The organism is candidate division WOR-3 bacterium (genome assembly GCA_013177935.1).
Classification (GTDB): Bacteria; Hydrothermota; Tepidihabitantia; order Tepidihabitantales; family Tepidihabitantaceae; genus Tepidihabitans.
In genome coordinates this window covers 35,630-61,112 of sequence record JABLXZ010000003.1, presented here as the reverse complement: position 1 = coordinate 61,112, position 25,483 = coordinate 35,630, and the positions used below count along the sequence as shown (strand labels likewise).

At 50.6% G+C, this 25,483-nt stretch carries 23 protein-coding genes; 4 read left to right on the top strand and 19 right to left on the bottom strand.

Annotated elements, in window-relative coordinates; translation table 11 throughout:
- Positions 1-7: 7 nt before the first annotated feature.
- The 6 genes from HPY86_05855 to HPY86_05830 are packed head-to-tail and all read right to left on the bottom strand — an operon-like array spanning position 8 to position 11,156.
- Positions 8-1,834 (bottom strand): hypothetical protein, encoded by a 1,827-nt coding sequence (locus HPY86_05855; protein ID NPV14438.1) that lies wholly within the window; start codon positions 1,832-1,834, stop codon positions 8-10.
- On the bottom strand, positions 1,834-5,265 hold the full coding sequence (locus HPY86_05850; GenBank protein ID NPV14437.1) for a hypothetical protein: 3,432 nt from the start codon (positions 5,263-5,265) through the stop codon (positions 1,834-1,836). The genes HPY86_05855 and HPY86_05850 overlap by 1 nt, the downstream gene beginning before the upstream one ends.
- Positions 5,255-6,958 carry a BamA/TamA family outer membrane protein gene (locus tag HPY86_05845; protein NPV14436.1) on the bottom strand — a complete coding sequence of 568 codons (1,704 nt, stop codon included), beginning with the start codon at positions 6,956-6,958 and terminating at the stop codon, positions 5,255-5,257. The genes HPY86_05850 and HPY86_05845 overlap by 11 nt, the downstream gene beginning before the upstream one ends.
- Before the next feature lie 7 nt (positions 6,959-6,965).
- Positions 6,966-9,752: a cation-translocating P-type ATPase gene (locus tag HPY86_05840; protein NPV14435.1), complete on the bottom strand. Its 2,787-nt coding sequence runs from the start codon at positions 9,750-9,752 to the stop codon at positions 6,966-6,968.
- Between the two features lie 49 nt (positions 9,753-9,801).
- On the bottom strand, positions 9,802-10,719 hold the full coding sequence (locus tag HPY86_05835; protein ID NPV14434.1) for an SPFH/Band 7/PHB domain protein: 918 nt from the start codon (positions 10,717-10,719) through the stop codon (positions 9,802-9,804).
- Positions 10,716-11,156, bottom strand: coding sequence for an NfeD family protein (locus tag HPY86_05830; GenBank protein ID NPV14433.1), 441 nt, complete (start codon positions 11,154-11,156; stop codon positions 10,716-10,718). Before HPY86_05830 ends, HPY86_05835 begins: the two co-directional genes overlap by 4 nt.
- A 212-nt stretch (positions 11,157-11,368) precedes the next feature.
- On the opposite strand from HPY86_05830, the gene HPY86_05825 reads away from it, so the two are divergent.
- Together HPY86_05825 and HPY86_05820 are read left to right on the top strand one after the other, a co-directional pair.
- Positions 11,369-11,584, top strand: a complete 216-nt coding sequence (locus HPY86_05825) for a hypothetical protein (protein ID NPV14432.1) — start codon at positions 11,369-11,371, stop codon at positions 11,582-11,584.
- 116 nt (positions 11,585-11,700) lie between these two features.
- Positions 11,701-12,291, top strand: coding sequence for a flavodoxin family protein (locus tag HPY86_05820; GenBank protein ID NPV14431.1), 591 nt, complete (start codon positions 11,701-11,703; stop codon positions 12,289-12,291).
- On the opposite strand, the gene thpR is transcribed toward HPY86_05820, so the two are convergent.
- The 6 genes from thpR to HPY86_05790 form a co-directional block, all read right to left on the bottom strand.
- Entirely contained in the window at positions 12,292-12,888 is a 597-nt protein-coding gene (thpR, locus tag HPY86_05815) for an RNA 2',3'-cyclic phosphodiesterase (GenBank protein ID NPV14430.1), read from the bottom strand. It lies immediately after the preceding gene.
- Positions 12,889-12,900: 12 nt separating this feature from the next.
- On the bottom strand, positions 12,901-14,130 hold the full coding sequence (locus HPY86_05810) for a competence/damage-inducible protein A (GenBank protein NPV14429.1): 1,230 nt from the start codon (positions 14,128-14,130) through the stop codon (positions 12,901-12,903).
- A 153-nt stretch (positions 14,131-14,283) separates the two neighbouring features.
- Complete coding sequence (locus tag HPY86_05805) at positions 14,284-14,706, bottom strand: hypothetical protein (GenBank protein ID NPV14428.1); 423 nt, start codon at positions 14,704-14,706, stop codon at positions 14,284-14,286.
- Between the two features lie 38 nt (positions 14,707-14,744).
- A complete protein-coding gene (locus tag HPY86_05800; protein ID NPV14427.1) occupies positions 14,745-14,900 on the bottom strand; it encodes a hypothetical protein in 156 nt (51 codons plus the stop codon).
- A 157-nt stretch (positions 14,901-15,057) separates the two neighbouring features.
- The gene (locus HPY86_05795; protein NPV14426.1) at positions 15,058-15,402 is read right to left on the bottom strand and encodes an endonuclease domain-containing protein; all 345 of its coding nucleotides are present in this window, start codon (positions 15,400-15,402) and stop codon (positions 15,058-15,060) included.
- Positions 15,403-15,521: 119 nt separating this feature from the next.
- Complete coding sequence (locus HPY86_05790; GenBank protein NPV14425.1) at positions 15,522-15,776, bottom strand: hypothetical protein; 255 nt, start codon at positions 15,774-15,776, stop codon at positions 15,522-15,524.
- A 51-nt stretch (positions 15,777-15,827) separates the two neighbouring features.
- Between HPY86_05790 and HPY86_05785 the strand changes: the two genes are divergently transcribed.
- Positions 15,828-16,802, top strand: a complete 975-nt coding sequence (locus tag HPY86_05785; protein ID NPV14424.1) for a WG repeat-containing protein — start codon at positions 15,828-15,830, stop codon at positions 16,800-16,802.
- A 106-nt stretch (positions 16,803-16,908) separates the two neighbouring features.
- On the opposite strand, the gene HPY86_05780 is transcribed toward HPY86_05785, so the two are convergent.
- The 6 genes from HPY86_05780 to HPY86_05755 are packed head-to-tail and all read right to left on the bottom strand — an operon-like array spanning position 16,909 to position 23,026.
- Positions 16,909-17,421, bottom strand: coding sequence for a phosphatidylglycerophosphatase A (locus HPY86_05780; GenBank protein NPV14423.1), 513 nt, complete (start codon positions 17,419-17,421; stop codon positions 16,909-16,911).
- A complete protein-coding gene (gene secF, locus HPY86_05775; protein NPV14422.1) occupies positions 17,385-18,290 on the bottom strand; it encodes a protein translocase subunit SecF in 906 nt (301 codons plus the stop codon). The genes HPY86_05780 and secF overlap by 37 nt, the downstream gene beginning before the upstream one ends.
- A gap of 2 nt (positions 18,291-18,292) precedes the next feature.
- On the bottom strand, positions 18,293-19,930 hold the full coding sequence (secD, locus tag HPY86_05770; protein NPV14421.1) for a protein translocase subunit SecD: 1,638 nt from the start codon (positions 19,928-19,930) through the stop codon (positions 18,293-18,295).
- A gap of 29 nt (positions 19,931-19,959) precedes the next feature.
- Positions 19,960-20,676 (bottom strand): pyridoxine 5'-phosphate synthase, encoded by a 717-nt coding sequence (locus HPY86_05765; GenBank protein NPV14420.1) that lies wholly within the window; start codon positions 20,674-20,676, stop codon positions 19,960-19,962.
- A 33-nt stretch (positions 20,677-20,709) separates the two neighbouring features.
- On the bottom strand, positions 20,710-21,867 hold the full coding sequence (locus HPY86_05760) for a glycosyltransferase family 2 protein (GenBank protein NPV14419.1): 1,158 nt from the start codon (positions 21,865-21,867) through the stop codon (positions 20,710-20,712).
- Positions 21,860-23,026, bottom strand: coding sequence for a glycosyltransferase family 4 protein (locus tag HPY86_05755; GenBank protein ID NPV14418.1), 1,167 nt, complete (start codon positions 23,024-23,026; stop codon positions 21,860-21,862). Before HPY86_05755 ends, HPY86_05760 begins: the two co-directional genes overlap by 8 nt.
- Before the next feature lie 101 nt (positions 23,027-23,127).
- On the opposite strand from HPY86_05755, the gene HPY86_05750 reads away from it, so the two are divergent.
- A complete protein-coding gene (locus HPY86_05750; GenBank protein ID NPV14417.1) occupies positions 23,128-24,258 on the top strand; it encodes a glycosyltransferase family 4 protein in 1,131 nt (376 codons plus the stop codon).
- On the opposite strand, the gene HPY86_05745 is transcribed toward HPY86_05750, so the two are convergent.
- Positions 24,259-25,392 (bottom strand): glycosyltransferase family 4 protein, encoded by a 1,134-nt coding sequence (locus HPY86_05745; protein NPV14416.1) that lies wholly within the window; start codon positions 25,390-25,392, stop codon positions 24,259-24,261. It abuts the gene before it with no gap.
- Between the last annotated feature and the right edge of the window lie 91 nt (positions 25,393-25,483).

The following is a 25,483-nucleotide window of genomic DNA, read 5'->3' as shown; positions in this document are numbered from 1 at the left end:
CCGCCGGCTAAAAAATCTCCTGCGGGTCAACCTCAATCCGTAAGTCAACTTTGGGAAGCTTCAACTCCGGGATTAACTTTGCGGGCATAATCGTGGGAGGTATCTTTAATAAAATGCGTGCCCCAACTCTCCGTGCCTCGACCATCGTTACCGGTCCCAATACCTCTACCCGCGGTTGAATCGCCTTCGTCTGTTGCTCGATGGCACAGCACACCGCACCGGCCTGTTTGCCCACCGATTCCCGGTCCTCACCCCTGATTTTCAGTAACACCAATCTGCGGTGAGGCGGAAATCCCGCCTCCTTCCGAAGCCGTAACTCCTCTTTAAGGAACTTCTCAGCATCGCCTTGCAAACAACAGTCCAGCACCGGCTCTTCCGGCCGGTAGGTTTGAATGACCAACCGGGCACGCTGGCGCTGTACCCGGGTGATTAAATTACCCAATAGATGCAGAACCTTCTCCCGGGTACGGAAATCGGGCAGGGCAAATTCTGTGTCCAAATTGACAATTCCGACAACCCCGAGGTTATCAGGAAAATCCTGGCTGAGCAGTTTTTTTGTTCCCACCACAATCTGCATTCCAGCACCGGTAAACCCGTACTCTTTCAACTTCCGTTGAACCATATCGACACCAGGTGCTCGAAACTCAAAATCTACTCCCTGGCACAATGGACACTTATCTGGCGCCTCGTAACCACTTCCACAGTAACGGCATACAATCCGGGCATCTGCTGTAAGAACACCGGGCACACCGCATTCCTGGCATTTCAACACCCTACCGCACTGCCGGCAAACCACAAACCGGCTTACACCTTTTCGATTTAAAAATAGAACTGCGACCCGACCTTTATCAACCGCCCTTCTCAACTCGGTTAAGAGACGCGGGGAAAATAGCTCTCCACGATGTAACCGCATATCAACAACAAAAATCCGCTCCCGTGTTACCGTAAATTTTAGGGGCGCCAGCAAAGTAAACCGTCCCGATTTAATGTTGCCATAGGTCTCCAATGTCGGGGTCCGGTCCGTAAGCAAAACCGGACAGGAAGCAAATTTTGCCCGGGCGATTGCCACATCCCGGGCGTGCCACATCGGCCGACGCTCCTCTTTGTAACCAGGAAAATGCTCCTCAAGAATCACCACGCCGGATAGATTGCGTACCGGAACCCAGACTGCGGCACGCACACCGATAATTAGAGCCCGTTCCGATTCAACCGCCTTTAACCAAGCCTTTCTCTGGTTTGCCAATGAAAGCCCGTTGTGATACTCAATTACCCCTTCACCCCAAATCTCTCGGGCTAAGTTTCCCCACTCCTTCAGCCGCCGCTCCGGCATTAAAAAAAGCACTGAACCGTGCTGTCGGCACCGCCTTAAAAAATCGGCAACCTTTTCCTTCTCTTTGCTCTCGGGGCAAACCAAGACTTCAAATCCCCGTTTTCCTAAGGCAGATGAATCGAACGCAGTATCCTGACAAATCGGTTGCTTGTCTACCACGGGTTGAAGACATTTACCGGCGCGCATTTGAGAAAAAATCCCACGGGGCAAAACAAAACTCAGCACTTCACCCAGAGGTGCAACATAATAGTCAGCCACCCACCGGACCAGAAAGAGAAGTTCGCTCGTAATGATACCCCGGCGAACTATCTCGGTAACACACTGTAACGGCACATTCATCTCGTCCGAAGATTTTTCGTTTCTTATCTGGAAAATCACGCCGATTACCTGTTTACCGCGCAGCGGCACACGCACGCAATCACCCGGTGTTACTTCCATATCCGCGGGAAGTTCGTAGGTCAACCGGTTGAGCGGCGTCCGGGGAATGACAATATCACAAAGCATCAGTAGCGCAGTTTAAAACGGTAGCGCAAAGAATACCTACCGTCCGAGGAACGCTCGGCAATCAGTTCGTTGCGGCGATTAAGGTAATACTCAATCAAAAATGCCGGGTTCAGTTCCCCGGTAAAATTCTGGGTGTAAGAAACATAGATGTTGCGTCCCACATATTTCCCGACTGTAACCCGCGCTTCCTGTCCCGACAGAATCCCGGTCTCCAGTTCAAGATAGTCAAGGCTGACATACTCTCGTACTTTTTTGGCGACTTGTGTCTGAAAATAACTTAGCACTCTTTCCGATAAAAGCCGGTTCAAAAGCTCCTTCTGTTCCATTGCGGAAATTTCATCCATTGTGACATTGAGACTCAGGTAAGAAAGAATCTGGGTTTCATCCCACACCGGCGGTTCGGTTCGAAATACAAAGGAAGGTTCCGAAAGGGTTCCGGTCAAACTGAGAACAATCTTGTCCGGCTGCTCATTTTTCCCGTTACTGGTGATCGGCAATTCCGCAGTAATATCAAGTTGTGGGTCAAATCGGCTCACATTGTCAAAGAGCAGTTTCCCCTCAGTAACGCGCAGGATATGGTCAAGATAGTAAATGTTGCCCTGCCGGGTCACAAGTTCACCGGTATACACCGCCTCTTCACCCACCTGCCGGATTGTCAAATCCACCGCCAGTTCGATGTCCGCCTCCCGATTGCGCAACCATACCCCGCGGTCCGCCCGGACTCTAATATCATAATCGACCCCGGCTGAACCACCACTTCCTCCGTTCTGGGGTCCAAAACCAATCGCCACCAGCGCCTCGTCCACTACCGCATTTCCGGAGATAAATGCCCGCTTTTCTCCGCGATGCCAGGTGATGTCGATATCACCTCTCCCAATTGCATAAACCCGTGACATCGGCACTGCCGATACCCCGGTAAAATGGGTCTTAACCACAACCGAATCCACCTCGCCCTGAGGACTCAAATCCACAACCCCTTCCGCCGTAACTGTACCCCGGGCACTTTTGCCACTCAACTTTTCAATGACCAGTCGGTCCTCCTGAAAAGTAATCTCAGCCTCCACCGCCTCAACTGTGGTGGCAACCGATGGTACCTTCAGCACACCTTTGCTTACCCTTGACCGTCCCGAAAGCAGTAAACTTGCGGGCTGCCAATCTACTTTTACCGTACCAAAAATCATACCATCGCTAATCTCCACATAAGGCTTTGCAACCTCAAAAATCCAGGTTCCGGGGTCAACAAGGGAAAGGTTCAGTACCGCTCCCTCTAAACGAAAACCATTATTCAAAGTCCAGCGAAAATCTCCCTTTATCCGGCTTGTGTCGCGGTGGTAAACAAACTCCAACTTTTCCAGATGACCCCCAATGCGGCTGGCAGTTAAATTTCCCTGAATCTGTTTTAGATTCAAATTCAGCCTCGGCACACCAAAATCAGCCCCGATAAACCCGATTGAGAGAGAATCACCACCCGCAATATCAATATCAAATACACCCCACAACTCAGTATCAATACCCAGCAACTGTTGCATCTTTCGGATGTTTATCCCACGCGCCTGAACTTCAAACCAGGGTGACCGCCCCGCAACAATCCGGGCGGCTAAATTCACTACGCCATCCGCCATCGCCACCTTCACCCCTGCCACATCAACCATCGAATCGCGGAAAACGACCCAGCAAGGTTCAACAAGGGCAACTGTCTCCTGTTCGGTCACATATTCCAGAGTATTAAGCGAACAGACAACCGCCCTTTTCTCGAAATGCAACTCACCCAGTGTCCCGAAACGCGCGTTCTCGCGCTCAAACCTCACATCAAACTCTGGACCGGTCCAGACTAGCTGCGCTGCGTTCCACTCCTGATTTGCCAGCACAACACCTTCTCCACCAACCGCCAATCTGCCCGCCATCCGGTCCACGAAATTTCCCCGCAGCGGACCGCTGCCCGACACATCAGCAGCGATAAGACCGTTGGTAACCTCCACCTTACTCCAGCGGAATCCTTCAAAATGCACCGTACCCGAAAATCCCCAAGAATCATTTTCCCAGAAGACTGAAAGTTCACCATCGGCTCGGCCGTGAACTTCAGCATTGAGCAACCGACCCATGATACTCAAGTCGAAATTATGCATCTCACACCGTGCCTTCAACAATCGGGAACGCGCCACACCGATAAAATCAAAATCTCCCACCGCGCCCTTGAGGGTCAAACTCCTTAACTGCACACGACCCTGCCGATAATCAACAACCGCATTGAGCGTATCGATGCCCAACTCTGTTACCTTTCCCTTTACGACAAGGTTCACCGAATCGGAACGAACAGACTCTTTCTCCTCACCCAGTAAATAAGCCAGTGAACCCAGCACCCCTCTCGACTGGAATTGTGCTGTGAGCCGAAGTTCGGGTAGTGCGGGTTCAACACGAGATACCGCAAGACTGTCAACCTGAATTGAAGCGGTAAAATCAAACCGCGCTAAATTAACCTTGCCATCAAGCGCAAACCGACCAAGTTGCGGGTCGCTACCGGCAAGCGTGAGTTTAAATATGGAGTCTTGCAGGTTAAAGCCGCCGGTAAGTCTGGGCAGATTTATTTTTTTCCAGCGCAACCCCTCGGCAATCCATCTGCCTTTAGCCACTTTTCTATCCGTTGCCACCTGCGCATCCCCCTCAAACCAAACCCGGCCCGGGATATGCAAAATCTCCCCCAGGTTGACACTCAGCTCGTTAACCTCAGCGCTAATCTCCTTTGTTTTCAAATTGACGACAACGCCCCCGCGAAACCTTGAGGTCTTTGTCATCGCCTGAACTTCGCTCATCTTTAACGAATCTGCCGCCAGTACCACCCTGCCGCCGAGATGCCGGACTGCCAGACTCTCCTCAACCATCAAAAGTTGCGCTGAATCAAGCTCCAGTCTCGCATACGGACCACTTGCTGCCAGCCGCAGGCTAAGCCTTAGTGAATCAATCCGCTTGTTACCCCGGACAAAAACCTGACCGCCCTGCAAAATCAATTTTCGCATTGTAATATCAGGCAATCTCAACGCCTGCGGTTCCTGCTTCTTCTGCTTTTCGGCTCGCTCACCGATATAGACCCGAACACTATCCAGTTGAACATCACGCAGGACAATCTTGCCGCGTAATAAAGCAAAAATGTCGTAGCGCACGCTAAGTCGTTTAACCAGAACCGAATCAGAGTTGAAAACTATCCTCAAATCGGACACTTGAGGCGCAGAAAATATGTCTCCGACAATTGCGCGGTAACTAACCTCACCCTTAATTCCCTTGCCCAAACCGCCGAGCGTCCTTTTCAATACCAGCCGGCCAATCTCCTGCCGGAATAAAACCACACTAACAAGCAGCACAATAGCAGCCCCTAACAAGAAATGCCACCACCGCACCGCTCTCCTTTGCACCCCTGCGCCCTTCTTAAAACGCATGCAACACCCCGAAATAAATTCTGCCCCAGTCTCCGGCTGGCGGGTCTTTCAACCGCTTTCCCCAGTCGAGCCGAATCGGTCCTACCGGCGTTCGCACCCGTAAACCAACACCGGCGCCAACCTCAAACCCGCGCAACCTCAAATCCCTTTGCCCGGCAACCTGTCCCACATCAACAAAACCAACAACCCCGACCCAGCGCAGGATATAAGGACTCCGCACCTCAACGCTACCATTCAAAATCACCGGTCCGTAACGGCCGCCAAGCGCTGTATCCGGTCCCACTGCCTGGTCTGGATAGCCGCGCAGATTGTTCTTACCGCCCAGGAAAAACTCCTCGTAATATGGCACCGTTGTTGACCGGCCATAAGGAATCACCCTGCCACCTAAACCGCGCAGAGCAAAAACAAAACCACGACCCAGCGCCTGATAAACGCGGATGTCCGCTACCCCCCGGACAAAATCGTTGTCCCCGAGCAAAATACCACCCGCTCCCTCAAGCCCGGGCTGAAAATACACACCGCGTTGCGGGTCAAAAAAGTTGTCCCGCGAGTCATATATTAAACTCAGCGCCAGTGAATTGGTTATCCCCCGGCTCGTATCGGCAACAAACCGCAATCGATTGAACAAACCAAGCCGCCACTGGGGTGCGATGTCTTTTTGCATACCATTCTCAATTCCGAACTCCCGCTGTCGCGCCGAATCAATCCGCTCGTAATAAAAAAACGGATGGCTCTGAAAATCAATCCGGTTGCGGAACAGATACGGCACGCGCCAGGTCAGGTCAAAACTGCTTCGGTAATTCTTCTTTAAATCCGGGCTGAACTCGACCTCGGCAATCAACCACTGCCCGCGATTCATCACATTGTTGTGCTCCCACTCAACCGAAAAGAGCGCCCGACTGGGCGGCGTTTGCAGACCAACGCCCAGCGCCACACCATGCTGGGCACCTTCCACCACATCAAACCGCACTATTACGCTATCCGGTGCCAAAGAGTCCCGCCCCACATAGAACAGAACCCGGGAGAAGATTTTCGTCGCGTAAACCCGGCGCTGTGCCTCTTCCAGCCGACGCCGGGAAAACACCTCGCCGGGTTTTATCTCAAGGGTGCGCAGAATCGTGGCGGTGCGCACCGTTTTGTTGCCCCGCACCCGAACCTCTTTTATGTAGCAGCGTGGTCCCTCTTCAATAACATACCTGACCACCACCAGTGTATCCTTACGCTCAACGCTATCCTGTATCGTCACAAAAGGATATCCCGAATTTAAATAAAAATTCCGCAGACTCTGAGTACCGCTTTTGACCGCACTGAGCGAGAACGGAGTGCCGGCACTCAACCTCAATGTTTGTCGCAACCGTTCGATAGGAAAAGCGTTATTGCCCTGAACAACCACATCCGCCACCTTTGCCCGAAACCCTTCCTGAATATAAAATGTCACCACTACCTTGCCGGCAACAACTCCAAGCCCCTTCTCGACCTGAGCATCAAAGAAACCCTCATTGCGATAAAAATTCTCCAGTAGCCGCGCATCTTCATCAAGCAAACCATTGACCGCGGGCGTCCCGGGTTTTACCTGAACGAGATTGAGCAGTACGCGGCGAGAAAAACTTTTGTTACCTGCAAACCGAACAATGTCAACCTTCGTGTCCGACAACACCTGGCATAATATGCCCAGAATTGCTAAAAAGACCACCGCTTTATTACTCTTTTTTTACTGCGCGCTGTCTACGGCTCCAAACCCGGCGTACTGTCTTCTCAATTTCCACCGCCAGGAACACAACCGAACTTGCCGCCAGCGCCATTATCAAATCCGGTAACGGCAGTGCTGTTGTCTTAAATACCCGCTGCAACAGTGGATTGTATATCAACAACAGCTGGAGGGCAAATGTCAGCAAAAATGTTCCGATGAGTGCTGGATTCCCCGTCAATTTCATCCGGAAGAAAGATTCCCGCTGGGACCGCAGCGCAAGTGAATGAAATAACTGACCCATAATCAGTGTCGTAAACACCATCGTCCGCCAGTCCTCTCTGCCCCTGACAAATGCCCAGTATCCCACGCCCAAAGACACCAGCCCTAAAAAAATACCGGACCAGACGATATTAAAGCCCATACCGTGGGCAAATATGCTCTCATTCAACCGTCGGGGTGGTCGCTGCATCACATCCCGTTCGGGTGGCTCAACACCCAGAGCCAGACCGGGCAAGCCATCGGTCACAAGATTAACCCATAAGATTTGCAAAGGACCCAATGGAAATGGCATCCCGAAAAATGGTGCTAAAATCATCGCCACAATCTCCCCGGTATTAGAGGCAAAGGTGTAGCGGATAAACTTGCGGATGTTTTCGTAGATTGCCCTGCCCTCACGCACCGCCGCGACAATCGTCGCAAAGTTGTCATCGAGGAGCACCATATCTGCCGCCTCTTTCGCCACATCGGTTCCGGTAATCCCCATTGCCACGCCGATATCCGCCTTCTTCAGCGCCGGCGCATCGTTCACCCCATCCCCGGTCATTGCCACAACTTCGCCCTTCTCCTGCAGCGCCTTAACAATCGATAGTTTATCCTCGGGCGCGACCCGGGCATAAACCACAACCCGCTCCACGATTGACTTTAACTCCTCAAAAGGAATCTGCCGCAATTGCTCACCGGTAAGAGACCGCTCCTGCCAGTCGGGCTCATCCCGTTTTAGAATGCCAATATCACTGGCGATAAAAAGCGCGGTCAATGGGTGGTCACCGGTAATCATCACCGGTTTAATCCCGGCTTCCCGGCACACTTTAACCGCATCCTTTACCTCCGGTCGTGCCGGATCAATCATTCCGCTCATCCCGATGAAAATCAAACCATTTTCGAGGCTTTCTCCCTCCCCATCAGAACCGGTCAACTCCTCCTCTTTAACCAATCGAAAAGCGCTTCCCAGCACCCTGACTCCCTGTGCGGTCAGATTAGTAAGGGCATCGGTTATCCGTTCCTGCCAGGCTTCGGTCAACGGTTCAATTTCGCCATTGACATACACTCCGCGACACAACTTTAACAGCACATCTACCGCACCTTTGGTAAATAGTACCCTCTCTTTATCACTGCCGGTTTTCAAAATCTCGAGAACCAACCGCTCCTTTTCTGTAACTGGACCTTCAATTTTGAACTGATGGATGGTACTCATCCGCTTGCGCTCCGAAGAAAATGGGATTTCGGCAACCCGGGGCAACAGATGCCGCAACCGATTCGGCTCCAACCCCAACTCCATTGCTGCCAAGACCAGCGCCCCTTCTGTTGGGTCACCCAACACCTTCACCTCTTGGGAATCAACCGCAATCAAGGCGTCGTTACACAACGCACCCGCCGTAACCAGTAAAAGCATTGCTGGAGAAAGATGGTAACAACCTTCACCATTATTGCCCTTTGCCCGGACCACCTGCAGGTCACACTTTTCACCGGCAACATCCAGCACCGTCACCGTCATCCGATTCTGGGTCAAAGTGCCGGTCTTATCCGAACAAATCACCGTCACCGAACCCAGCGTCTCCACCGCATTCAACCTTCTAATCAACGCATTTCGGTTAAGCATCCGCCGCGCACCCAAAGTCAATCCGATGGTAACAACCGCCGGCAACCCTTCAGGCACCGCTGCCACCGCCATCGCCACCGCCACCAGAAACATCTCCCGATAATTCTGTCCTCTTAACACCCCTAAGGTAAAAACGATGGCAACAATTACCAAAACCGCTATCGCCAGTTCCCGTGCCATCCGCTCCAGCCGCTTCTGTAACGGTGTTGGCTCACGCTTTGTTGTCTGAAGCATATCCGCAATCTTGCCTAACTCGGTTCTCATACCGGTCTCGGTCACGACCATCCGACCCCGACCCGCAACCACCGCGGTCCCCATAAAAACCATATTCCGCGCCCGGTGCCCAACACTAAGCTCTTCACCTTCCGGTTCGAGCGTCTCCTTTCCACTCACCTTATCCACCGGAACTGATTCGCCGGTCAAAGCCGCCTCCTGGACCCGCAAATTCACCGCTTCCAGCAACCTGCCATCCGCCGGAACATGAACCCCCGCTTCCAGAAACACGAGGTCACCAGGAACCAGCTCTTGTGCCGAAACATCCTCGACCACCCCATCCCGGCACACCCTGACCTTTGGTACCGCCAGTCGCTTCAAAGCCTGCAATGCCTTTTCTACCCGGAACTCCTGAACAAAACCGAGAATAGAATTAAGCCCCACGATAGTAAATATCGCCACCGCATCCACCGTTTCACCTAAAAATATTGAGACCACCCCCGCTACTAAAAGCATTATCACCATCACCGAAGTGAACTGGGACAAAAGGATTGAGAGTGGGCTTCGAACCTCCCGCTCCTTCAGCACATTTCGGCCCAATTTTTGTAGCCGGTTTTGTACCTCCTGTTTGCTCAAACCCTTTCCCGGGTCTGAACCCAGTTCGGCAACAACCTGCTCTGCCTCTTTTCTGTACCAGTCGCTCATATCAACCGAAACGGCAACCGGGAAATCCGTTGCCTAACTGCTGCTACGCCTACTTTTCACCCTCCCCCGCCTTATCGTTCAAAGCCTCGGCAATCACCGCAACCGCACTCATAATCCCTGATGCCTCATAAGGCACAAACATCTTCGTCGCCTTGCCCTCTGCCATCTTCGCCAGCGCCTCTAAATACTTAATTGCGATTAAATCCTTGGTCGGGTTCCCTTTGTGAATCGCTGAATAAACCCGCTCAATCGCCTGCGCCTCACCCTCTGCCACGGTCAGCAACTTATACTTCTCCGCATCGGCAACCCGCTCAATTGCGCCCGCCTGCCCTTCGGCCTCAAGAATCCTTGCCTGCTTTTCACCCTCCGCCTTCAGAATCGCCGCCTGCCTGATACCTTCGGCTTCAAGCACCACTGCCCGACGGTCGCGCTCCGCCTTCATCTGCCGGTGCATCGCCTCGGTCACATCGCTCGGTGGCTCAATCCGCTGCAACTCCACCCGGGTCACCTTTGCGCCCCATTTATCGGTTGCCTCATCCAGCACATCGCGCAACTTCGCATTGATTCTTTCCCGTGAGGTCAAAGACTCATCCAGGGTCAAATCACCAATCACATTACGCAGATTGGTCTGCGCCAGCTTAATCGTTGCCAGCCGGAAATTGGCGACATTGTAAAGCACTTTCACCGGGTCTGTTACCTCATAGTAAACAATCGCATCAACCGTCACTGTCGCATTATCCTTGGTGATAACCTCCTGCGGTGGCACATCAACCACCTGCTCGCGCATATCAACCTTAATCAGCCGCTCAAGAAACGGAATGATAAAATTCAGACCGGGCTGGACCATCCGCTGATACTTTCCCAGCCTTTCCACCGCGCCCCGCTGATACGGACGCACAATCTTCAACCCTAAAAGCGCCCAGATAAACAAAAAAATCAGAACGATGATTACCAGTGCCGGCATCATTGCCTCCTTTCTTCTAACGGTTCAACTATTAGATGGGTACCGTCAACTCTTACCACCTTGACCTTTGCCCCGGCTTCGAGCGGCACCTCTGCCTCTGCCCGCCACTCTTCCCCCTGCACCTTTATCCGGCCCATTTTCGCCGGCTCAATCTTCTCTAAAACCACGCCTGTGGCACCTGCTAAACGCAACGCGCCCACCGGCTCAGGTTCTGGTCGGGTAATCTTTTTGCCAATCCACTGCGCCAGAAACACGCCCAACCCGGAAAAAAACAGAAACGCCCCATACTGGAAATATGGATTACGGATAAAAAATGCCAGAATACCGGTGAGAACCGCTGCGACTCCAAACCAGATGATTACCAGCCCGGGCACAACCATCTCCAGTGCGGCGAGAACCAACCCAATTATAATCCAGACCACCGGCTTCAATCCAACCATAACCGCCTCCATTTGATAAATAACATTACAAACTATAATGCCCTTTTATCTTTGAAAGTCAAGAGGATTTGAAAACCGGATAACTGGTGTCTGGTGCGTCCGGTTTAGCGGTGAAACAGAACTCTAATTTACCGGTTAAGTTCAATTTGCCAACTATCACTATCTTACCCTGAAAATCAATCAAGTTAACCCATTGAGTTACCGGTGCGTTAATGCCGATGATTACCAACCTGGAAAGGGCTCACCGTGTTGCTTGCCGAACCACTCCGGGAACCGCTCCCGGAACGGTTCCAAGAGCACCCTCTTACACTGAACCAGCGATAAATCCAATCATCCAACTCACATTTTATCAAGACATTACCGAAATGGGCGATAATACGACCCCGTTCGGGAAAGTTACGCCTGCCGGTATAGAAACATTTCCTTGACCCCGGGCAGTTTTTAAGGTAAAAGTGATAGTAATCAGGATAGGAAATGAGAATTAACCGGATAAAACCCGTTTCCGATACCGCTGACCCTGAACAGAAACTGGAAAGGAGTTATAATGGTCAAAGCAACCGGGTTTAACTGCAGCCCCAGACCAAAGGGCAACACATTTCTCGCGCTGAACATCGTCCTTGAAGAGCTGCGTTCTGCGGGCATTGAAACTGAACTGGTCCAGGTAGGTGGTTTGAACCTGCACGGCTGCCGGGCGTGCAACAAGTGCGCCGAAATCCGGGACCGGCGTTGTCACGGCTGGGACGACGATATGAACCCTTTGATTGATAAGATGTTTTCCTCGGACATCATTTTAATCGGCTCGCCGGTTTACTTCAGTTCAATGACCGCGGAGGCAAAGGCTTTGATTGACCGCGCCGGTTATGTGGCGGGCAGAAACAACAACCCTTTACGGCACAAGATTGGTGCCGCGGTTGTGGCGGTGCGCCGCGGTGGTGGCAATGTCGTATTTGCCGAAATCAACTACTTCTTTCTTATCAAAGAGATGTTTGTCCCGGGTTCAACCTACTGGAACTTTGGGTTCGGGATGAAACCGGGCGAGATTCTCAACGATGAAGAAGGGATAAGAAACTTCAAAAACCTGGGCGAGAACATCGCCTTCCTGGCAAAGAGACTCTGGCACGAGAAGGAAGTTTAATTATCCCGCGCCAAATCTAAACTCCTCAAGCACCGAATAGACCGGTCCTTCGGGTTTCAAGGTTGAACGGAATAAGACAATCCCGGCGACAGGAAAAACAGAACTTTGAAAGGACATTTCATTTATAAAATTTACATCCACCGGCGCGCGCAACCTTCCCAGGGTCAAATGCGGGCTGAACGGTCTTTTCTCTGGCACATAGCCAATCCGGGCAAGAGTACGGGAAACCTCTCTCTGCAGCTCCTTTAACTCCTGCTCACCGGTTTTCAGCCCTACCCACAAAACCCGCGCCCTCGCCGCGGATGGAAAAGCGCCCAGCCCTTCAAGCCGGCACGCAAAAGGCTTGAATCTACCTGCCACCGCCCTTAACTCCACCTTTGCCCTCTCAATAAACTCTGGACTGACCTCACCCAAAAATGCGAGGGTGATGTGCATCTGCTCCGGCTTCACCCATTTAACCGAAAAGCGGGCTTTCTCCTTCAAACGGCTCAAAAGCTGAGAAACCTCCGCCTTAACCTCTGGTGTCGTATCCACCGCAACAAACGAGCGAATCGCCTCGCTCTTGCCCTCAACCGCTGTCCGCTTATCGTTGGTCACCGCTCGCCTCCTTTACATTAGCACCCGGCGCAAAAGGTCAAGCGCGGTATACGCCGAACGCTCTTTAATAACCCTTCTGTTCCCGGCGAAGATGTGCCTTTCAACCTTGACCTTGCCCTTAAACGCCACACCGATATAAACCAAGCCAACCGGCTTATCCTTTGTGCCACCACCGGGTCCAGCGATTCCGGAAATCGCAATCCCGCAGTCGCTGCCAATAACCCGGCAAACACCCTTTGCCATCTCCTTTACCGTTTGCGAACTCACCGCGCCATAACTCTGCAAAGTCTTCTCCTTCACGCCCAGAACCGCCATCTTTGTCTGGTTGGAATAGGCAACAACACCGCCCAGATAGTAATCCGAACTGCCCGGCACATTGGTTAAAATGTCGCCCACCAGACCGCCGGTACAGGACTCAGCAGTGCTTAATGTCAGTTGCCTCTTGCGCAAAATCTCACCTACCACCGCCTCAAGACTTTTTTCCTCATCGGCATAAACCCGCTCACCTAAAAGTTCCTTTAACTTGGCGGCGCAAGCCTCTACCGCCTTTTTATCTATACCCGAAATCAAAAGGTCCAACCCCTGAACCGAAGGGTAGTAACCAACCCTGACACCCGGATAGCGGCAAACCAGCCGGTTCACCCTGGGTGCAATCTTTGACTCAATCAAGCCAAATGTTCGGATAAGGGCAACGGTCAATCTTTCCGCTGAAAACCGCTCTTTCAGATAAGGAATAACCCCGCCTTCAAGGATGGCTTTAAGTTCCTCGGGCACCCCGGGCAAAAGAATAAGAATACCGCCCTGATGCTCAACCACTGTTCCCGGCACCATACCAACTGGATTTTCAAAAACGGTTGCCCCCTCAATAATGAGCGCCTGCCGTTGCGCCAGTTTAGGAGTCTTTACGCCTTTCCCCTCGAAAAATTGGTCAATCCGTTTTAAACACTCCTGATGAACTGTCAATTTCCGGTCAATCAGTTCCGCAACCGCTTGCAAAGTTTTGTCATCCGGCGTTGGACCAAGCCCGCCGCAGACAAAAATCAGTCGGGCGTTGACCAGTGCGCCCGCCACCGCACTTTTAATCGCCGCCTCATCATCTCTTACCCGCACCACCTGTTTTGTTTCAATACCAATCTTTGCCAGTTCCCGGGCAATGACCGCAGAATTTGTATCCACAACCCTGCCCGCCACCACCTCATCGCCCACAATTACTATCACTGCCTCTGAACTTCTGCTAACCATCGCTCAATATCCTTTCTTTATATTTAAACCCACCATCCTATCACCCCCACCTTAATCCTCCCCCATAAAGGGGGAGAAAATTTTGAAGCCTTTTTCTAATAGTTACGACACAACGAAGAATGTATAAGATAAAATCAACTGTACAAGCAAAACTTACCGGTTATCATTGTCCTCGAATAACACTCTAAGTTGTATTTTTTCTTCTTTCTGGCTGGTGCCCCAATCGCCGATGCGACCCCACCAAGTTAATTTTCCGTCACGAAACCCCAACCAATAATACCACTTAGATTCGGAATATATTGAAGTTCCTTCTGAGTAGTCTCCGGACTTATCTTTGGGTTTTCTGCTTGCATAATCTTCCGCGACTCTAACCTGCCAAAACTCATCGGCGTAACCTTGGTTAGTCATATATGCTCCCCGTCGGACATATTTACCTTCAAGAACTTTGGCAACTTCATCTGTGGTCATACCAAGGCGCAACTGGCGCAATGATGTGTGATGAACATACTCATATGGGACGCACGAAAGAAAAAAGTAAGCCACTATTACCCACATATACTTTAATTGTATTAACATCGTTCCTCCTGGGTTTACATTGCATCTCATGGCTCACATCACTGCTGGAGCAGTATAACATTGTCGGATATCGTGTCAAGGATAACTGGTGAATAAAAGCAATTCCTTAAAACACACCCTAATTTGTTCCACTGGCTCGAAGAAAAAGAACCATTACCTGCTCCTGAAAGGATATCGCCAAACATCACCTTCACCTTAATCCTCCCCCATCAAAGGGGGAGGAAATTCTGAAGTCTGATTTCTGGTGATTGCGACATTCATTAAAGGTAAAGGACATTTAGAAAAATACCTTGCCATTCATAATCGTTAAATTCCATCCCTTTAAAGTATAGCACAATACTATCTTGTTGCTTATCGGCGTTCAAATCCCCTCCCTTTGATGGGAGGGGAATAAGGGGAGGGTGTTATTTCTTTCATTATTATCTGCATCACACCCTCTGTATTCTTTAACGTATTCTTTAACACATCATTATTCCAGAACCTTAATACCTTATACCCCTGCTTCTGCAACGACCGGTCCCTTACTTCATCCCTGCTACTTTCAAAATGCTCACCACCATCAAGTTCAATCACTAACTTTTTCTCAAAGCATACAAAATCCACAATGTAATTTCCAATCGCCTGCTGTCTTCGAAATTTTACCCCAAGCTGTCGGTTCCTTACCCGAAACCATAACCTCTTCTCTGCCTCGGTCATATTTTCTCTAAGCCTTTTTATCTGTTCTTTTCTTCCGGGACCCAGTCTTATTTTTCACCCCCACCTTAATCCTCCCCCATAAAAGGGGGAGGAAATTGGGAAGCCTTTTTTGTTCATTATCAGCCTGCACAACCCATTAAAGGTAAAGGATTCTGGAAAAGTATTTTCTGTTCATTGTAAAACCACCATCGAACACCACGCGAGGAGATTTTGCAGGCTGGGTTTCTATTCGTTATCATTCCGCCAAATATTCGAGCGCTCCACACATTCCTACCACAGCCAAGAATAGCACCGAAACCAAAATCGGTCAAACAGAAAAATTTATCGGAATAGCCATCAGTATCATCAGTAAAATTTGACCAGTTCATTTTCATTAATACAATTTACGCATTGGGTTCGCAGGATTTAAACAACGGAGGTAAACTATGAAAAGGCTGGTGCTTTTCATAACCCTGCTTGCGATTTTCGCCCTGGTTTTCGGACAAACTCAAACCGAGCCATCCGGAAGGTACCGTATTCGGGTTAAGGGCAAATATGGGTTTATCGATAAAACCGGCAAAGTTGTTATCAAACCTCAGTTTGATCATGCCATGTATTTCTTCGAAGGGCTTGCGGGAGTGGAAATTGACGGCAAATTGGGTTTTATTGACAGGTCCGGAAAAATTGTCATCAAACCGCAGTTTGACGATGCCGAACGTTTCACCGAAGGATTGGCCGCGGTCGATATTGACGGCAAGGAGGGGTATATCGATAAAGAAGGTAAAGTTGTTATTGAGCCGCAGTTCGATGATGCCTGGACTTTTTCCGAAGGTCGGGCACCGGTAAAAATTCGCGACAAGTGGGGCTATATTGATAAAAGCGGAAATATTGTTGTTACTCCGCAGTATGATTTAACCTGGGGTTTCACCGAAGGATTGGCAGGAGTTGAAATTAACGACAAATGGGGTTTTATCGATGAAGACGGCAGCGTTGTCATCGAACCGCAGTTTGTTTTTGCCGGCAGTTTCCACGAAGGGTTAGCCGGAGTAGAAGTGAACGACAAGTACGGGTATATCGATAAAAGCGGCAAGGTTGTCATCGAACCGCGGTTTAATGATGTAGGAGATTTCTCTGAAGGATTGGCGCCAGTAGCAATTGGCGGCAAATACGGCTACATTGATAAAAGTGGAAACCTGGTCATCGAGCCGCAGTTTGATAATGCTAAAAGTTTCTCAGAAGGACTGGCGGTTGTCGGTATTGGTTTCAAACAGGGTTATATTGACAAGAGCGGTAAGTTTGTCATTCAACCTCAGTTTGATTATTGTGACGATTTCCGGGAAGGACTGGCGTATGTAGAAGCTGAAGGTAAATCAAAGTATATTGATAAAAACGGAAAGGTTATCTGGCAGCCAACAAAATAGCGTAGTTATAAATATTAGCCTAAGCAGGTTAAGCCCAGGCGCGGCAGTTGACTCCTATTGAAGGGCATTGAAGTTCATTCCAATCATCAGCGGCTTTAAAGAATCGTTATATCCCAAGTTGCGGGATAATTAAAATTAAAGCCCTGAGTATCAGATTGGCACAGATGCCGGCAAGGACATCGTCCAGCATCACACCCCAGCCACCCCGCACATCCTGCACCCGATTGATAAAGGGCAGTTTCAGGATATCAAACCCGCGCCAGAGAACAAAACCAACCGCCAGCCCGGCAAAGGATACCGGATTTAAGAAAAAGGTGATAAAGGTACCGACAATTTCGTCAATGGTAACCCTTGCCGGGTCTTTACCCCACACCTTTTCCAGTTCATCTGCCAGAAAGACGCCCAGAAAGAAAATAACAACAATAACCCCAGCCGCCAGTAAAGGCTGACGCGAAAGGAAATAAGCCGGAAGTAATGTAAAGAGACTCGTAACTGTCGCCGGGGCAAACGGAAAGTATCCGGTAAAGAACCCGCTGGCAACCGCTGCCTGGAAAAGGAATCGGACCCCGTGCCCTGGCTTTTTTACCGCCGGCGCCGGGTCGGGAACTTCTGCTCCCACTCCACCACCAGATTCGCAACCACAAAAATTGAAGAGTAGGTACCAACAACAATACCCACTGTAAGAGCGAAGGCAAAGTCTCTGATCTCTGCCGAGGCAAGAATTAGAAGCGCGATTGTAACAAACAGGGTGGTCAGAGCGGTGATAACCGTGCGGGAAAGCGTATCGTTCACCGCCCGGTTGACAATATCCGGGAACGACTCTTTGCGGATTTTCTTGACCGCTTCCCGGATTCGGTCGGAAACAACGATTGAGTCGTTGACCGAATAACCAATCAACGTCAGGATGGCGGCAATCAGCGTCGTGGTAATTTCCCGGTTAAAAAGGGCGCAAAAACCAAGGATGATTAAGGTGTCGTGAATGAGCGCCAGTGCCGCGCCCGTGCCGAACCGGAAGTCAAACCGGAAACTGACATAAATGAGAATGCCAATGAGCCCGATAAGAACCGCAATCAATACCTTACTCTGCAACTCTTTAGAGATACGCGGACCCACCGCCTCATCCCGTAAAACCTCAAACGGTATATTGGGAAATGAAACGGCAAACTGCTGGCGCAGCCGCGAAGAAAACCCGCTTTCGTCACCGGACTTGGCACTGGGCTTTACCCGGATGAGAAAGTCGCCGGTTTCGGTCTGCTGGATTGAAGCGCCGCCTTCACCCATTGCGGTCAGAGCCGCGCGAACCGCATCAATCTTTACTGGAGCGGAGAAACGTACCTGCACCAGCCCACCACCGGTAAAGTCCACACCGTAGTGGAACCCCTTAAATACAATCAATAGAACACTAACGACAACCAGGCACGCCGAAATCAGGAAGAAAAACCGGCGTTTCGGAACAAATGGAATATTCGTATCGCCAAATAGTTTCATATTTATATCCTCAGTGTTTTGACTTCAAACTGGGCAAGGAACCAGTCAAAGATAAACCTCGTCAGGAAAACCGCGGTCAGTACGTTGATTACCAACCCGACACCAAGGGTGATTGCAAAACCCCGGACCGGACCAGAGCCGATAAAGTAGAGCGCCAGGGCAGTGATAATCGTCGTGGCGTTAGCGTCAATGATTGTCACCAGCGCCCGGGCATACCCGGTATCAACCGCTGCCATCGGCGTTTTTCCTGCCCGCAACTCCTCGCGGATGCGTTCAAACACCAGCACATTGGCATCAACCGCCATCCCGATTGTCAACGCGATACCCGCAAGCCCGGGCAGGGTGAGTGTTGCCCTTAAGGCAGCAAGAACCGCAAGGAGCAGAAAGATGTTCGCTACCAGTGCAAAGTCCGCTAACAGACCACCAACACCGTAGTAAATAAGCATAAACAAAACCACCACCAGCGCGCCCACTGCAGCGGCGATTAAGCCGCGCCGAATCGCATCGGCACCGAGCGAAGCACCAATTGAACGCTCTTCCACAACAACCACCGGTGCAGGCAGGGCACCGGAGTTCAGCACAATCGACAGGTCCTTTGCCTTGTCACCCCGGCGGTCGTACATCGTAATCTGCCCCCGACCATTGGGAATCCGCTCCTGAATGCGGGGCGCAGAGCGCACAACACCATCCAGAACAATCGCCAGTCTTCTTCCCACATTTCTGCCGGTAACCGTTGCAAACTTTGCCGCACCCTCCCGGTCAAGTTCAAAGTTGACCACCCAGGTGTTTGCCCGTTCCAGTTCGGCACCCTGATAAATCGCCGGTTCCGCCCGGCGCAACCGCGTGCCCACCAGTTCCGGTTCACTCTTGATAAGGTAAACCCGCACCACCTTGTCATTGTCCATCGTTTCCACCGGTCCGTAGGCAAACTCATAACCCTGAGGCCAGAACTCTTTTCCCTGTTCCAGAACCGCCCGGAAGTTTGCGGTATCCTTGGCGTAAATCAAAAGGTCCAGTTCGTCGCCTTCACTGCGCAGATAACTTAAAAGCGTTCCCGGTACCGCCTCCTCTTTCATTGTCGTATCCAGCGGCTGGCTCACAGTTGAATCAACCGTTGCTGGCACTCCGCCTTTTGCCTGCAAGCGCTCATCAATCGTCTTCAACGCATCGTAAACCTTCGCCTTCTCCTCAACCAGATTGAAAGTGAGATGCGCCGGCTGCTTTATGATGTTAAGCGCCCGTTCCCGGTCAACCCCGGGCAGTTGCACCAGAATTCTTCCCCGGTCGGTCTTTTGAATCGTCGGTTCAAATACCCCGAACTGGTCAATGCGGTTCCGGATAACCTCCAGCGCCAAGTCTGGAGCCCGTCTTGCTTCCTCTTCGGAAAGTTGGGACCGGTCAACATCCAGCACCACATGCATCCCACCCACCAAGTCCAGCCCGAGATGGACAATCCGCTTCTCATAAAGCGCCCCTTTTCGCTGATTGAACTCGTTGATTTCCATCCGCACCGCCTGACTATCCTCAAATGTCGTCGCCCGACTCAACCGTTCTTTTAACGCCTTTTCCTGTCTGGGAAATAGCACATAAAGTTGAAAACTGGGCCAGAGTATCACTCCGGCAATAACAAAAACCAGCAACCAGATTGCAAGTTTAATCCTCGTGCCTCTCAAGAGTACACCTCCAGTAAACGCTTCATATCTCTAACCGCCTGTATAAGTCCAACAAATACCGCCCGGCTCACAATCGCAAAACCGATGGAAAACCCCTGCGCCCAACTCTGTTTCAGAATTGGTACAACATTCAGGTAATCCAAGCCATGCCCAACATGGACGACTAAACCGTGCTGGATTGCGGTCTGTGCCGCGCTCTCCAGCTCCTGGAGCCGAAACTCCCGGCGTCTGGGCTCTTTACTGTAACGGTCGGTATTCAACTCCACAACCTGCGCCCCAATTTTTGCCGCTGCAACCACCTGCCTGGGCTCCGGGTCAATGAATAAACTCACCCTTACACCAGCACGGTTCAGTGTTGCTATCACCCGACGTAACCGCTTTGCTTCCCTTACCACATCCAGACCACGGGTTGTCGTAACCTCGGTAATCAGTTCTGGCACCAGGGTCACCTGGTCCGGTTTGACGGTGCAGGCAAATTTAACCAGGTCTGGTTTCGCCGCCATCTCAACGGTCAGTTCAGTCTTTATCGTCTGGCGCAGAAGTTTCACATCCCGGTCGTTGATGTGCCGCCGGTCCTGGCGCAAATGTACCGTAATACCATCGGCACCGCCTAATTCTACCAGCGCTGCCGCCTGCACCGGGTCAGGAAACATTTCCTGCCGCGCCTGGCGCAGCGTCGCAATGTGGTCGATATTAACAGATAATGTTCTCAATTCAGCCGATTTTAGAAAACCTTCTGCCTGTTGTCAACTTAATTCAGGTGGTGGCGCGGTGCGCGGTGTTTTTTTCCAGAACCGCTCCCGCTGGAAAAAGTAACGCCAGTAACCAATAACCAGACCGATGTTAAGATAAAGGTAATACTGAATTATCAGGAATTTACGCCACCGCCTTGGAACGACAAACAAAAGCGGAATTGTGGCATAGGCGAACAGTTGCAACCCAAACAGTACCGCAAAAAACGGGTGTCTGACCTGTAAACCCGTACCAATAAGCATCATAAGGAGCAGAAATGGCACCATCATCCTTATCACCTTATGGGAAAAGTAAACCCAGGCTTTTTTACCGTACTTGGGGGAAAGCAGGTCATAACAGCGTAATAGCGCCTGCATATTGCCGCCTGATATCCTTGATTTACGCCGGTATTCAACCGTTTCGCTCTCCGCCCGGGTAACTACCAGCGCCCGGGGCTCACAGACCACATCATAACCGTATCGGAATGGTCTAATTCCTAAGATAAAATCATCAAGTATAGTATCGTCCGGTATTGGTGTCGCCAGTGACCTTCGCACCATATTGGCATAGGCATAACAACCAACCATCGCGCCGATTCTGCCTTCCAGTTCCTTTACCTTACTCTCCCAGATGTCGTAGAAACTTTCTGCTGGACTGCCATCTTCGTTTACCCGCCGATATTTAGGATTAACAACCCCCACTTTGGGGTCATAGAAATTTTCAACCATAAGTTTAAGTGACTGCGGCGTCAGCAACGAGTCGGCATCGGTACAGAGCACCACATCGCCCGTAGCCATTTCTAACAGTCGATTCAGGACCACGGTTTTGCCTGCCTGTTCATCGTAATGAATCAAGCGCACCCGCGGGTCATTGAACGAACGAATTATCTCGTCGGTGCGGTCAGTAGAGTTGTCCGAGCCAATTAGAATTTCGAGATAATCAGCCGGGTATTCCATCGCGAGAATATTCTTCATCTTTTCGGCAATAATCGCCTCCTCGTTATAAACCGCCATCACCACACTTACCCGTAACGGTTCATCTCGCTGCTCAAAGTGAAACTTCCTTGGAAACAGCCTTCCATATATCCAGAGAAGCACAGGAAAGAGTACCCAGTGATACACGATAAACCCTAAAGGTACCCAGAAAAGAACTATTGCCAATGGCTCAAACATTATCACCTGCCAGAACCCGACGATAAACCTCGATATGTTTTGCCGCTGTCTTTTCCCAGGTAAACTCCTGAACCCGGGTTAACCCCTTCTCCCGCAAAGAGGCGCGCAACCTCTCATCGGTTAACACCCGCTCCAGCGCCTGTTTTAGCTCTTCAGAATTGTTTGGTGAAACCAAAAGTGCCGCATCACCCGCAACCTCAGGCAATGATGAGATGTTGGAGGTAATAACCGGTGTCCCGCACGCCATCGCCTCAAGCACCGGCAAACCAAACCCTTCATAAAGAGAAGGAAAAACCACCGCGTTTGCCAGATTATAAACCCCGGGAAGCAACTCCTGAGGCACAAAGCCCAAAAAATGCGCCCTATTTCCCAGCCCCAGTTTGTTTGCCAACCCGCGGATTTTATCAGCCCCTAGCCCATCGCGACCGGCAAGAACCACTCCATCAACCAACCCTCTTTTTATCAGCGGCGCCGCCGCCTGAAGCAAAACTCCGATATTTTTCTTCACCTCCACGACCCCAACATGGAGAATATACCTTTCCGGAAGCATCAATTGTGCTCGGACCTTGCTTAAATAGTCCTGGTCGTAATCGTTTCGGAACTCCTCACCAATACCGTTGGGAATCACTGTAACCCGTTTCGGTTCTGCCCGAAACACTTTAATCAAGTCGTCTCGCGTCTTTTCGCTGACGGCTATCACCGCATCGGCAGCGCGTAAGGACCGCTTCGTCTGCATCACCATATAACGGCGGTAAATACGCCCGTAGGCATGGGGAATATGGATAAAAGATATGTCGTGTACTGTCGCCACCGTTTTACAAGGTAGCCGAAGCGGTAAGACAAAGTTCGCGCCATGAAATAAGTCAATGTTTGCTTGTGCTACATAAGAAGGGACATAGAAATTCAACCAGAATGGCGAATACAATTTAGCCCATACCGTACCGTCACCAAGATAACTTCCAAAGACCACCGCGCGACAACCCGCTGGAACCTTATCTTCTGGTGCTTTGCGGTCTACAAGCAAATTAACCTCAAAATCTGGTGCCAGTTGCACCATCCATCGCGCAATTTGAAAAACATAATGGCCAATCCCGGACATTCGGCGTACAATCCGCCGGGCGTCAATCGCTATCCGGAAACGAGCCGGGGGGTTCTGCATATTAAATGGAAGTATAACCTGCACATAAACCCAGTCAATGTAAAGGAACTTGCTTTCTGTGCCTCCTTGACCACCTGAAAGCAATCAATATACTGAAATCGGTGAAAGTTCTTTTCAACGCCGCCTTTGACACAAGAGAAAATTCAGGAATCAGCGGATTTATCAAATCTCTTATCCCGCATCTTGCAAAACTATGCGAACTTACAATTTTGACACCAGACCCGGAACTGTTTTTCAATCACGGCGAAACAGTTAAGATACCAGAAAAGGTAAGAACACCGCGCCACGCACTATTCTGGACTCTCTTTCAACTTCCCAAACTTTGTACCGCCTCCTACGATTTGGTTTTTTGCCCAATCCCTGCCGCTCCGTTACGCAGCGAAATCCCCGTTGTTGCCACAGTTCACGACCTCATTCCATTACTCTTCCTTGAACCCGAAAAGAAAACTGGAATGATTTATCATCGAAAAAAACTGCTGCTCTGGCTGGGAGTCCAATCCCTGCATAAGGTGGACGGCATCGTTACCGTTTCCGAGAGCACACGGCAGGATTTAATTAAAAAATTTCCGGCTTTGAGGTCTCGCACCCTAACAGTAATCCACGAAGCACCCTGTGTGCGTCCTGAAGCGCCCGAGGCAGAAGTTATCCCTGATGATTTGCCCCGGCCTTCGGCTCACTATTTACTTTATGTTGGCGGCCACGCTCCCCACAAAAACCTATCCCGCCTTATCGCCGCATTTGCTCGAATTGCTGAACAGTTTCCCACTCTGCAACTGGTCATCGTCGGCTGGGGAACGCCAGCGCTTGTTAACCGAACCCGAGAAACAATTGCCACCTATCAATTAAAAGACCGCGTGCTCATCCTGCCCAACACCTTAACCTCATCTCAATTGTCAGCCCTTTACCGCAACTGTCAACTGTTTGTCTATCCTTCCCTTTACGAAGGTTTTGGTTTACCTTTGTTAGAAGCGATGACAAATCAGGCACCGGTGATATGCAGCAACACATCAAGCCTTCCCGAAGTGGCGGGTGACGCCGCTCTTTACTTTAACCCTTATTCAGTTGAAGATATCGCTCAAACTCTACGACAAGCGCTTACCAACGAGAGCCTGCGCGCGCAGTTAAAAGCCAAAGGGCTGTCTCGGACCAGTCTGTTTTCCTGGGAGATTACCGCAAGAAAACTGTACCAGTTTTTTCAGACAATAACTGTAAAACAAAAGTTAAGGATTTAACTATTTGGCAGAAAAATGCGGCGCTATAAGAGATGTTCTTATTAATTCTAAGAACTCAGTTGCCGATTTTTGAAAACTGAACTGCCGGGCACGCACCAATCCCTGCTCCGCCATTGTTTTCAATCGGTCGTCATCGCAAAGTAAAGCCTGCAGTTTTCGGGCAAGGTCATTGGCATCACCGGTTCGAAAATACTCTGCTGCATTACCCCCCACTTCTGGCAAACTGGATGAGTCGCTTGCCAGTACCGGACAACCACACGCCATCGCCTCGAGCACTGGTAAACCAAAACCCTCATAGCGAGAAGGATAAACCGAAAGCCGAGCCGCACTGTAAAGCGCCCGCAACTGTTCATCTTCCACCCTTCCCAAATAGCGCACTCTGCCTTTTGCCTCAAACCGCTTGATTTCTCTTAAAATTTTGCCGCAGCGCCAACCAATACCCCCAACCAGCACAAGCAAAGGCGCGTCCGGTACCATCTCCAGCGCCTTTAATAGTAGCAGATGGTCCTTTCTGGGCTCGATGGTGGAAACAAAAATTATGTAATCGCCCACGATACCAAACCGCTCTGCTACCGCGCGCTTTGCTTCCGAAATTTCAACCGGCTGGAAAACCGGTGCTGCGGCCTCCTTTATCACCTTTATTTTTTCCGGATTCAGTTTCAGGTAACGCTGCGCCAGTTCCGCCGTAGCATCAGAAACGCAAACAACCAGTTCTGCTGCCCGCGCAATTCGCCCGAGTCGCAGACGCATCTGCAACAGGCATCGAAGTTCCATACTCCAGGGCGCAACATAAGGAACCAGGTCGTGCACGGTTAATATCCGCAGACAATTTGACTGCAACTTCAGTGGTAAATAAGTTGGTTGTGCCCAGAAAACATCGGTACCATCTGCCGCCAGTGCCTTAGGTAAAATTATCTGGGTCCAGAGCGTAGGTCTTGCCGAGAGACGACTCTCAACCACCCGCAAGCGCCAGTTGCCCGCGGGTCGGAGCGGAACTGCGACCGGCATCGGCGCATAGATGAGAAACTCGTCTTCTGGAGCCAGAACGACCATTTCATCTAACATCGCGGTTAAGTAGCGGGCGATACCCGCACCCTTGAATATATAAGGAAATCCATCAACTCCAATACGCATTAATGTCGCAGAAGTATAAAACAAATACCCGCTGCGTCAAACACAAAATGCCAATTGACATTCCTAATAGTCCGGTTATTATTCTTGCCAA